Consider the following 11542-nt stretch of genomic DNA (forward strand, 5'->3'; position numbering starts at 1 on the left):
GAGCGTAGGCAGCGCAGCCGCATCGTGCAACCAGCCTGGCCAGCGCGACATCGAAGCTTCGAACGCAGATCCACGGAGCATCCGGGCACGATCCAGGAATCGTGTTGCCGATCTCGCGACTCGGTGCCTGAGACCTGGATGTCCGTCCCTGCGCGGAACGTGGGCTCGAGTCCGGAGCCGCGCTCGGCCCTACCGGCTCGCTCCGTTCGCAGGCGGCGCCCCGGAGCGCGGGCGCGCGCCCAGGGGCTCCTCGCCCGGGATGCGCAGGGGGCTCGGCAGGTACGGGTCGAGCTCGCCTGGCTCGAAGCGGCAGAGGCCGATCACGTGCCAGAAGGAGCCGGCGATATCGCCGCCGAGCTTGTAGCGGCCGTCAGGGCTGAACGCGGCCCACCCCTCCGGGCAGGGCAGGAGGATCGCGAGGCAGGTGCCGAGGGCGACGTCCCAGAGACGGAGGGTGCCGTCGGCGGACGCAGAGGCGAGGAGGGCGCCGTCGGGGCTGAAGGCGACGCCCTGAACAGAGGCCTTGTGGCCCTCCAGGGTGCGGACGAGGCGCCCCCGCTGCACGTCCCAGAGACGCACCGTCTTGTCGGAGGACCCCGACGCGAGCAGCTGGCTGCTCGGGCTCCAGGCCACGCCGCGAACGCCGCGGGTGTGCCCCTCGAAGGCGAGAAGAGGGCGGCCGCTCCCGACCTCCCAGAGGCGCACCGCCCGGTCGTCCGCGCCCGAGGCGAGCAGCAGGCCGTCGGGGCTGAACGCCACGCCGCGGATGCCGTCGGTGTGCCCCTCGAACGTGCGGATCACGCGGCCCCGGGCGACCTCCCACAGGCGCATCGTCTTGTCGTCCGAGCCCGACGCGAGCGTCAGCCCGACCGGGCTCCACGCCACGCTGCACACCCGGTGCGCGTGCCCCTCGAACGTGCGCAGCGCGCGGCCGCTCTCGATGTCCCAGAGGCGCACCGTCCTGTCGTCCGACGCCGACGCGAGCGTCTCGCCCTCCGGGCTGAACGCCACGGCGCGGATCGCGTGCGCGTGGCCCTCGAACGAGCGCAGGAGCCGGCCCCGGGCGACCTCCCAGAGCCGCACCGTCTTGTCGTCCGAGCCCGACGCGAGCGCGTGGCCATCCGGGCTGAACGCCACGCTGCGGATCCCGTGCGTGTGGCCCTTGAACGTGCGCAGCGCGCGGCCGCTCCCGACCTCCCAGAGGCGCACCGTCCTGTCGTCCGCCGCCGACGCGAGCGTGTGGCCATCCGGGCTGAACGCCGCGTGGAGGACCCAGTCGGTGTGGCCCTCGAAGCTGCGCAGGGCGTGGCCCCGGGCGACCTCCCAGAGGCGCACCGTCTTGTCGCGCGACCCCGACGCGAGCGTCTGGCCGGTCGGGTTGAACGCCACGCTGCACACGCCGTGCGTGTGGCCCTCGAGCACGCGGAGCGCGCGGCCGCTCCCGGGCTCCCACAGGCGCAACGACCGGTCCAGCGACCCCGAGGCGAGCGTGAGGCCGTCGGCGCTCCAGGCGACCCCGAAGACCCAGTCGGTGTGCCCCGCGAAGACGCGGAGCGCGCGGCCGCCCGCGGCGTCCCACAGGCGCACCGTCCGGTCCGACGAGCCCGACGCGAGCGCGTGGCCGTCCGGGCTCCACGCGACGCCGAGGACCCAGTCGGTGTGCCCCTCGAGGCAGCGCAGCGCGTGGCCGCTCCGGACCCGCCACAGGCGCACCGTCTTGTCCGACGACCCCGACGCGAGCGTCTGGCCATCCGGGCTGAACGCGACGCTGCGGACCCCGAGCGTGTGACCCTTGAACGCGCGGAGCAAGCGGCAGGTCGCGACCTCCCACAGGCGCACCGTCTTGTCCGACGAGCCCGACGCGAGCAGCAGCCCGTCCGGGCTCCACGCGACGCTGCGGACCCCGTGCGAGTGGCCCTCGAACGTGCGCAGCGCGCGGCCGGTCGCGACCTCCCACAGGCGCACCGTCCGGTCCGAGGAGCCCGACGCGAGCAGGAGGCCATCCGGGCTGAACGCCACGCTCATCGCCGCGCCGTGGTGCCCGTGCATCGCCCGGATCGCCTGCCCGGTGACGGCGTCCCAGAGCCGGACCGAGCCGTCCTCGTGGCTCGCCGCCAGGAGATCGCCCAGCCGGCTCCACGCCACCGCGTTGCACGGCGAGGCAGGCGCCCACATCGGATCGGCCTCGCGCGGCCGCGGCGGCGCGGCGCCCTCCGCGGCCAGCGCCGCGCCGTCCGCGGCCAGCGACGCGACAGACACCCCGCGAGCGCCGATGAGCTTGGCGCCGCGCAGCTGCGCGTCGGTCAGATCGGCGCGGGTCAGATCCGCCCCGACCAGCCGGGCGAACGAGAGATCCGCGCCCCGGAGATCCGCGCCCCGGAGGTCGGCGCCGGTGAGATCCGCCCGCGCGAGCAGCGCCGCGCCGAGCGACGCGCCGGCCAGCCGGGCCTCGACCAGCGTGGCGCTCCAGAGGTTGGCCTGCGTCAGATTGGCCTTCCGCAGGTCGGCGCAGGCGAGGTTGCACCCGCTCAGGTCCTGCCCGGCCAGGTTGACGCCGGCCGCGACGTCGGTGTCGTCCCGGAGCTCCCCTCCCTGGTCGCTGCGGGCCCCCTCGTCCTTGGCCAGCCAGCGCGCGACGCGCAGCGCGTTGTCCTTCGCGTTGCCCTCGGCCGCGCCGTGGAGGATCCGCTGCGCCCACGCCGCCGCCGCGCTGCGCCCCGCGAGCGACACGAAGAAGTCGACCATGAGCTCGCTCATCTCGTCGGCGCCGAGCGCCGCGCTGTCGCCCGTCGCCTTCACCTCGCGCGCCGCCGCCTCGGCCACGAGCCACTCCAGCGCCGACCTGTGGACGAACGAGAACGCCCCCTCCGCGTCGCGCACGAGCAGCGAGCCCGAGCCGATCAGGTGCTCGATGATCGCCCGCTCGAGCGGCGGGGCGTCGGGCGGCTGCGCGCCCTTGATCAGGCTCTCCGGCAGCTCGCCGAGCGCGACCGCCGGCGTGTTCCGGTCCCAGAGCAGCCGCGCCAGCGTCGTCATCGCGGCCCGCAGCGCGTCGCGGGGGATGCCGCGCGGGGCGCCCCGCGGGTTCGCGCGCGCGTGCTCGTGGTCGAGCCACTGCTCGACGAGCACCTCGTACAGCTTCGCCGCCGTGATCGTCCCGGTCCGCGCCTTCGCCTGCCGGAGCTTGTCGGGCTCGATCTTCGCGATGAACCCGAGCATGCGCGGGTTCTCCGACAGCCCGAGCAGGTCCTTGACCTCGTGGAGCAGCCGGTAGCGGGCCTCGGCCTCCGCGGGCTCCGGGCTCAGGTTGCCCAGGAACCGCTGGATCTGCTTCTCCCCGAACCCCTGGAGCTGCACCAGCCGGTAGCCCTGCAGCTGCTCCGCCCGCCGGGCGAGCTCCCGCTTGATCGGCGGATCGGTGAGGAAGTGCTGCGTCCGGCTGGCCACGACGACCTTCGCGATCCCCTCCGCCGCCTGGACGACCGTGTCGAAGTGCTCCAGCGCGCGGTCGTAGGTGAGCCGCAGGGCGAGCTCGTCGAAGCCGTCGAAGAGCAGCGCGATCCGCCCCTCGGCGAGCATGTACCGGAAGGCCCGCAGGTCGACCGGCTCGTTCGCGAGCGCGAAATGCTGCGCGAGGAGCGAGTCGAGCGAGCGCTGCTTCTCGATGCGGCCGAGCTCGATGAGCACGGGCACGAGCGGGTGCTTCTCCCGCGCCATGCGCCGGGAGAGCTCGCGCAGGAGGAACGTCTTGCCTTCGCCGAAGTCGCCGAGCACCAGCGCGAAGCGCCGGTGGGGCGCGTCGAGCAGCCGCCAGAGCGCGTCGAGCGCGCTCTCGGTCGCGCTCTTCTCGCGGTCGCCGAGGCTCACCACCGCCGGCTGCTCGACGTAGAGCCACGGCGGGTACGACGGGTCGGCCTCGATGCGATCGGTCTGCCACGCGAGGTACCGGCCGAAGTCGATCAGCCCCTGGAACTCGGAGAAGCTCTTCAGCACGACGCCGCGGCGCGCCGCGCTCCGGGCGAGGTCGGGCGGGGCCTGCGGGTCGGTGTGGACCAGCGTCGAGCGCAGGTACGGGTCCTGCTGCCGGAAGCGGTGCTCCACCTCGGTCACGTACCGCGTGACGAGCTCCTCGGTGATCGACCGGTCGAGCACGCCGATCACCCGGACGTCGACGCGCCGGCCGTCCTGCACCGCGACCTCGAGCACGCCCGCGAACGGCGGGGGCGCCCGGTGCTTCGTCACGGCCGCGGCGGGGTCGCGCAGGAGCGCCACGCGCTCGACCCGGTCGAGGAAGCTGTCGCGCCGCTCCTCGAGGGCGAGCTCCCTCTCGCGCGGGTGGCGCTCGCCGTCTTCGCCGAGCGCGAGCTCGCGCAGATCGGGCATGGAAGGTCGATCGAGCCGCGGCTCGGGCGCGAGGTGCTGCTGCAGGAAGGCGAGCAGCGCCGCCGCCGAGGCGCGGCACGCGAAGGCGCGGAGGCTGTCGTCGCCTTGCGGGCCGGCGCTGTCGCCCGCCGCCCGCATCAGGATCGCGCGCCGCGGGAAGCGCGCCGCGAGATCGCCGACGGCCGCGACCTCCGCCTCGAGGCCGAGCGTGCCCGGCACGACGCGCTGCAGCCGGTCCCAGACGCCCGGGTCGGGCGCGGCCGCCGTGAAGCTGGCGATCGCCCCGACGTGCACGCGGAGCGGCGGGTCGGCGGGCAGCGCGTCCGGGTAGAGGAGCCGCTCCTCGAGCACCTTCTCGCGCCCCGCCTGCGTCAGGCCGAGCGCGCCGCCCTTCATCGCGACGAGGCCGTCCTGGAGCGCCTCCTGGAGCCGCGCGGTCCACCCCGGGCAGGCGCGCCGCCGCTCCGGGTGCGCCACGGGGGTCGGCCCGCCCTCGGCCTCGTGCGCGTGGAGCGCGTGCAGGAGCCACCGCCGCTCGGCCGCCCTGGAGGGCGGGCGCGCGCGGGAGAGCGCCGAGAGGTCGAGCTCGCGCGCGAGGTAGGCGGCGTCCATCTTCCACGCGGCCTGGAGGTTGAAGGCGCGGAGGTCGTGGCAGAGCTCCGCGTCGTTGCCCGGCTGCGCGGCGCGCCGGCCCTGGTCGAAGCTGTAGAGCTGGTCCGCCACGATCACGTCGCCGGGCGCCACCTTCCGCGGGTCGCCGAAGCAGACGCCGCACATCGCGAGGCACGCCGGATCGAGCTCGGCGAGCAGGTGCTGCCCCCGGATCGCCGCGGTGCGCAGGCCCGCCTCGCCGATCCACGCGGCGGTCACGACGAGGGGGCCGCCGCGCGCGCTCGGGAGCGTGCGCCGGTAGTAGCGGAAGCCGCCGAGGTCGCGGCGCTCGCGCCACGCGCGTTCGCCCCCCTCGCCCTCTCCGCCGTCGCCCAGCGCGAGCAACGCCTCGAGCTCGTCTTTCTGCGACGTGACGATGAGCACGTCCACGGGCCCCACCTCGCGCTCGGCGCCCGCGCGCGGCGCGGCGCCTTGCCGCGCGCCGGCGGCGTGGAGCGCCTTGGCCTCGGAGATCTGCTCCCGGCCCTTCTGGGCGTCGTGCCGCCCGATCGCCGCGAGCGCCTGGGCTGCCACGGCGGAGGCCTCGAGGGCGCGGTCGCCGAGCCGCTGCGCGATGGCGCGCGCCTCGGCGAGCGGCCCCTCGGCCTCGGCGGCCCGGCCCGTGCGCGCCGCGATCCTGAAGGCGCCGATCAGCGCCCGGGCCTCGGGCTCCGCGTCGCCGACCTGCCGCGCCAGCGCGAGCGCCTCGCGGTAGCTCGCCTCGGCGCGGGCGAGGTCGCCGCCGTCCTCGAGCAGGCCGGCGATCTCGAGCTGGGCGCGCAGGCGCACCGCCGGCGCGGCGCCCGGCCGCGCGAGCAGGGCGCCGAGGGTCGCCGCCGCGGCGACGGCGTGGCCCCGGCGCCGCTCGATGGTCGCCTGGCGCAGGAGCAGCTCGGCCGGGGGCTCCGCCGCGCCGCCGCCGCGGGCGCTGTCGAGCGCCTCGGCGATGACGCGCGCGGCGTCGTCCAGCGCGCCCTCCGCGAGCAGCGCGTCGGCGAGCGCCGCCGCGCCGCTCGGCGACGACGTGATGGCGGCCCGATCGCCCCGGGCCCGCGCCGCCTCGAGGACGTCGCGCGCGGCATCGCCGTGCCGCTCGACGGCGCCCGCGGCCGCGCCGCGCGGCGGCGTGCGCTGCGAGCAGGCGGCGGCCTTGAGGCGGTGCGCTGCTGTGTCGGAGGGGCCCTGGGCGGGCTCCTCGGAGAGGCGCATCTCGGTGGTGCGGGTGGCCCAGAAGTCGGGCGCTTCTTCCCGGCACAGGGCGAGGAAGCCCGGCGAGCCGCACCAGATCAGCGGGCAGCCGAGGCGGCTCGACAGCGTGTCGTGCCGCTGGTGCTGGTTGAGGAGCCTGAGGCCCGCGCGCGCGGCCGCGGGCGGCGGGTCGGAGCCGATGAGGATCACGACGCCCCTCGGCTCGGGCTCTGCCCTGTAGAGGGCGGAGACGAGATCGTTCCAGGTGGCCTCGTGGTCGCGCGGCTCGAGCACCAGCGCGCGGCGCCCCTCCCGGGTCAGGAAGTCGCCGAGCGCGCGGCCCACGTCCGGGCCGGGGACCTCGATGGGCAGCAGGACGAAGCCGGGGACGCGCTCGACGAGCCGGTGCACCTCGCGGAAGCTCCCGAGGAACGGGGACATCGAGGCGGGGAGCGGCGGGGTGGAGGCAGTCATGACGGGGCGACCGGGCGCTCGGCCTCGTCGGGCGCGGCGGGCGGACGAGCGGACGGGCGGACGGCGCGCGGCGCGGCGCCGTCGAGCGACGGAGCGAGCGCGGGGCTCCCCGAAGAGATCTTCTTCGTCGACGAGATCAACAAGATGCCTTCCCCCCGCGATGCCGGGCCGGGGCGCGCCCGGCCCTCCGCCCACGTCACACGAGCCCATGGTGCGGCCAAAGCGTGCGGCCCCGCAATAGCTGTAGATGGCGCCAGGCTGTAGATGGCGCCGGCGTAGGTGCGACGCAGACGCGCGGGCGACGCGGGACGGGGGCGACATGGGCCAGCGCTGGCCCGGTGTGGGGCGCGGCGCGAGCACCGCCGCATCGAACCGCTCGGAACCCGCGCGGCGCCGCGGGGGCGGCTGGCGCTGGACAGGGTGGTACGCTATGGGCCGGAGCGATGGGCGAGCAGCGTGAGCAGACGTCGGGCGTTGAGGGGAGCGCCGCGCGCGCAGCAGCGGAAAACAAGGAAATCTCGGCGTTCCGCGATCACCGCGCCGAGGCGCGGCCGAGCGTGCAGGAGCTTTACCGGCTGAACCACGAGGGGCAGACGCTCGCCTTCGTGCAGGAGAAAGAGCGGCAGTACCTCGGCCTCGACCGGCGCCGGATGGGCATGTGGGAGGTGCTCGAGCTGCTCGATCAGGTGGTCGACGACAGCGATCCGGACACGGAGCTATCGCAGATCGCGCATGCGCTCCAGTCCGCCGAGGCGGCGCGGCGGGACGGGCAGCCGCGGTGGTTCGTGCTGACCGCGCTGATCCACGATGCCGGGAAGATCCTGTGCACGTGGGGCGAGCCGCAGTGGGCGGTGGTGGGCGACACCTTCCCGGTGGGCTGCGCCTATTCGGACCGGATCGTCTTCCCCGAGCTCTTCGCGCGGAACCCGGACAGGGCGAACCCGGCATACCAGACGCCGTGCGGGATCTACGAGGAGGGCGCGGGGCTCTCCCGGGTGCACATGTCGTGGGGGCACGACGAGTACCTGTATCATGTGGTGAAGGACCACCTGCCGCTCGAGGCGCTCTACATGATCCGATATCACTCGTTTTATGCGGCGCACCGCGAGGGCGCCTACGCGCACCTGATGAACGAGCAAGATCGGCGGATGATGGAGTGGGTGCGGCGGTTCAACCCGTACGATCTGTACTCGAAGGCCGACGCCCCGCCGGACGTGGCGCGGCTGAAGCCGTTCTACGAGGACCTGATCGCGGAGCTCCTGCCGGCCGAGCTCCGCTGGTGAAGCGAACTCCTGCTCGACGAGCGCCAGGCCCGGGTCGACGCTCGGGCCGGCGCGACGCCGCCCTCCTGCTCACGTCGCACCGCTCTGGCCATTGCAGTGCGCCCGCGCGCGCTGGTAGGCGGGCCGCGCGGCCACCCGCTCGTGGTAGGCGGCGAGCCTGTCCGGCAGCGTCTTGCCGAGCGCGCCGCGCCATATTCCGAACGCGGTGCTCAAGCAGATGTCGGCGAGCGTGAGCTCGGCCCCGGCGATGAAAGGGCCATCGCCGAGCATGTCGGCCACGAAGCGCGCGGAGTCCTCTACTCGCGCTTCCTGCCAGCGCACCGACCAGTTGCGCTTGTCCGCCTCCGGCGCGCCGAAGTGGGCGGCCATGAGCGGATTCAACCCCGCCCCGATCGTCGCCTCGCCGAACACGGTCATCTGAAGCACGCGCGCGAGCGCCGGGTCGTCCTTGCCGGGCAAGAGGGGCGTCGGCCCGTACTTCTGCGCGAGGTAGAGCATCATCGCGACAGACTCGTTGATCGCCACGCCGCCCTCGTCCTCGAGGAACGGCACGGAGCCCAGCGGGTTCAGCGCGCGATAGGCCTCGCTCGGCGGGTAGGAGACAGCCTCGACCTCGTAGGGCAAGCCCATCTCCTCGCATTGCCACATCGCGCGCAGGCCGCGAGCGCCGCGCGGGAAATTGTAGATCTTGATCATCTGCGGCCCCTCGCTCGCGACGTGTGGCAGCGCCGTGCGTCCTCGGCCGCCACAGCGATGGTCGCTCTCCCTGGAAACTGGAAAGCAGACTGGAGAACAGACCTCCATCCAGCCCACTGGCGCATACCGCGGGCCCGCTGCCCCGTCAAGCGCCGGAGTCCGCGGCGGGCCGTCCTCCTCCTCGCCGCGCGAGGGGCGCCCGCAGCGGCGTCGCGAGGACGCGCCGCTGAGCTGGTGTCGATTTGCCGTCACGAGGGATCGCCCGGACAAGGGATGTCCCCTCGCCCGCCGGTTCGGCCGGCCGGAGCGCGAGCGCGCGCGGCGGCCAGACGCGAGGTCGTCGCGACGCGCCGCCGCGCGGTTTCGTGCTGCGGTGAATGTTCACCCGGCCACAGGCAACGAAGGGCGGCGGAGGGATAGGGGATGATGCGATCGATGTGGAGGCTCGGGATCCCCCTTGCCTGCGGGCTTGCGATGCTGCCCGCGGGCGCCGCGTGGGCGGACGGCACGCCGTCGTGGGAGAGCGTTCCGCCCATGATCACCCGGCGAGGCGAGCACACGGCCACGGTGCTCCAGGACGGCCGGGTGCTCGTCGCGGGTGGGTACACGGAGGTGGACGAGGCTCACTTCTTTCGATATGCGCCGGGCGTCGTCCCCGTACGACGCTTGAACGCCGTCGTGAGATGTCCCTGATTGGCGAAGCCACAAGCCAGAGCGATCTCGGCGATGGACAGCCGCTCGTCCCGGAGCATGGTCATCGCCCGCTCGATGCGTCGTGAAAGCACGTACTGATAGGGAGTCTGCTGGAAGGCGTGCTTGAACAAGCGCGAGAAATGGTCCGGCGAGTAGCCCACCAGCCCCGCCAGGTCGACGAGCCCGAAGTTCGAGGAAAGCTCGCCGTCCACGAACTTCTCGATCCGAGCGCGCTGGTCGCTCGAGAGGCTCGCGTTGCGCAGCGCGAGCCCCGCCCTGGCCCCCGCTCCGTACCGCGCCGAGACGTACGAAGCCAGCGCCAGGGAGAGCGACTGCACGTAGACGGCCCCAAAGTACTCCTGCCCCATGGCCTGCGCCTGCAGGCGATGAACCAGGTCGACCACGTGGGCGTCGACCAGACCGAATTGTGGGCCCCGCTCCGGGACCAGGCCGGGGGACGGAGACGAACAGAGCGCCGACATCGACGCTTCGGGGAAGTTCACCGACGTGCACACCGACGGTCGCCCCCGCCACTCGACGCTGAGGAGCCGCGTCCGCCGCGGCAAGAGGTCCATCATGCCCGAGAGCCGTTCGAAGGAATGCTCCCGAGGCTCTCCCGAGGCCGGCTCCACGAAGCAGATGTCGACTTGCGAGGGGCCTCCCACCCAGACCAGGACCGCATCCGACTCCGTCGATAACCCCTCGAGCCGACCGCTCTCGGGCACGTGCCCGATCCGGAGAGGCAGCCCCACCCAGTCCGAGCCGGTGAGAGCCACTCCATACTTTGCTGAAAACGCCGCGGTCATGCTCGGGGTCGACCCGGAACATCGTCGACTTCGAAGAACAAGGGGTCAAGCGTTTCTTGCACAGAGCTATTGCACGAATTGCACGAAACTGCACGAAGCGTGCCCGACCGCACACCTCTGCTCGCTTGCGTCGCGCGGATCGGAGCCCGCGTGTCGAGATCCTGAAAAGCTTCGCCGAGAACTTGAACGACATCGCCGCGAGCGCTGCCTACCCTTCCCGCCACTTCCTCGCAGAGGCTGCGCGGGGGGCGTGGCATTGCGCCGAGCTCCCGCTGGGCTTCTGTCTGAAATACAATTTTTCACCCTATCGGTCGAATACGACCGGGAGCTCTGCTCACATGTCAACCTTGACCTCTCCGCACCTCGTTCGCCGTGGTGCACTCGGCGCCTTCGCCCGCGGGATTCCCCTGGCGAGCCTTCTCCTTCTCGGTTCACTGGCCTGCTCCAGCACCTCGGACGGGTCGTCCGATGGCTCGGGCGGGTCCGGAGGCGCGACCTCCAGCGGCACCGCGGCGGGCACGGGTGGGGCCTCGGAAGGCGCCTCGACCACGAGCGGAGCGGGCGTCACGACGGGGACCTCTGGCTCGGGTGGGCAGGCGCCCACGGGAGCAACCACGGGAAGCGGCGGGGCCGGCACGGGTACAAGTACAAGCTCCTCCACGACCGCGACGTCCACGGGCTCGGGCGGCACTGGGGGCTCCCCCGACGCAGGGTTCCAGCCTTGCCCGGAGACGGGCCCTTGCAAGATCCTGCCCCTCGGGGACTCGATCACCTTCGGCCTCGGCTTCGATGGCGGGTACCGCGTCGAGCTCTTCCACCTGGCCCAGCAGGACGACCACGACGTCACCTTCACGGGCACGCAGCAGATGAACGGCCCCGCCATGGTCGATGGCGTGCCGTTCCCCCGCAACCACGAGGGGATCAGCGGAGAGACCATCCAGCAGATCGCCAATCGCGTGCCGACCCCGGCGCTCAGAGATATGCCGCACATCGTGCTGCTCCATGCGGGCACCAATGACATGGTGTCGAGCGCGAACGGCGCCGACACCCGCCTGGGCGCTCTCCTGGACGAGCTGATCGCCGAGGCGCCGGACGCGCTGATCGTCGTGAGCAGCATCATTCCCCTGCCGTTCGCCGCGAGCTCGGTGAATACGTTCAACGCCGCCATCCCCGGGCTGGTCGAGGAGCGAGCCAGCGCGGGCGCGCACATCATCTTTGCCGATCAGTTCACGGGCTTCCCCACGTCCGAGCTCGGCGACCAGGTCCACCCCAATCAGGCTGGTTACGCCCGGATGGCGGGCGTCTGGTACGAAGCGATCGAGGACTACCTGAGGTGAGCCGGCCCGCGGTCGGGTCGAAGGCGAGCGT

At 73.3% G+C, this 11542-nt stretch carries 6 protein-coding genes; 2 read left to right on the plus strand and 4 right to left on the minus strand.

Translation table 11 applies throughout. From position 1 onward, the window contains the following. Positions 1-189: 189 nt before the first annotated feature. Together WME89_RS32030 and WME89_RS32035 are read right to left on the minus strand one after the other, a co-directional pair. On the minus strand, positions 190-6696 hold the full coding sequence (locus WME89_RS32030; RefSeq protein ID WP_438003465.1) for a pentapeptide repeat-containing protein: 6507 nt from the start codon (positions 6694-6696) through the stop codon (positions 190-192). Next, positions 6693-6839, minus strand: coding sequence for a hypothetical protein (locus tag WME89_RS32035; protein ID WP_438003466.1), 147 nt, complete (start codon positions 6837-6839; stop codon positions 6693-6695). Before WME89_RS32035 ends, WME89_RS32030 begins: the two co-directional genes overlap by 4 nt. Positions 6840-7139: 300 nt before the next feature. On the opposite strand from WME89_RS32035, the gene WME89_RS32040 reads away from it, so the two are divergent. After that, positions 7140-7979, plus strand: a complete 840-nt coding sequence (locus WME89_RS32040; RefSeq protein WP_438003467.1) for an inositol oxygenase family protein — start codon at positions 7140-7142, stop codon at positions 7977-7979. A 69-nt stretch (positions 7980-8048) separates the two neighbouring features. Here the strand turns inward: WME89_RS32040 and WME89_RS32045 are convergent, their stop codons facing one another. Beyond that, positions 8049-8675 carry a glutathione S-transferase family protein gene (locus WME89_RS32045; RefSeq protein WP_438003468.1) on the minus strand — a complete coding sequence of 209 codons (627 nt, stop codon included), beginning with the start codon at positions 8673-8675 and terminating at the stop codon, positions 8049-8051. Positions 8676-9298: 623 nt separating this feature from the next. Next, positions 9299-10144, minus strand: a complete 846-nt coding sequence (locus tag WME89_RS32050) for a helix-turn-helix domain-containing protein (RefSeq protein WP_438003469.1) — start codon at positions 10142-10144, stop codon at positions 9299-9301. Between the two features lie 368 nt (positions 10145-10512). On the opposite strand from WME89_RS32050, the gene WME89_RS32055 reads away from it, so the two are divergent. Continuing rightward, on the plus strand, positions 10513-11511 hold the full coding sequence (locus WME89_RS32055; protein ID WP_438003470.1) for an SGNH/GDSL hydrolase family protein: 999 nt from the start codon (positions 10513-10515) through the stop codon (positions 11509-11511). The last annotated feature ends 31 nt before the right edge of the window (positions 11512-11542 follow it).

Source organism: Sorangium sp. So ce321, from assembly GCF_051530195.1.
Taxonomy (GTDB): domain Bacteria; phylum Myxococcota_A; class Polyangia; order Polyangiales; family Polyangiaceae; genus Sorangium.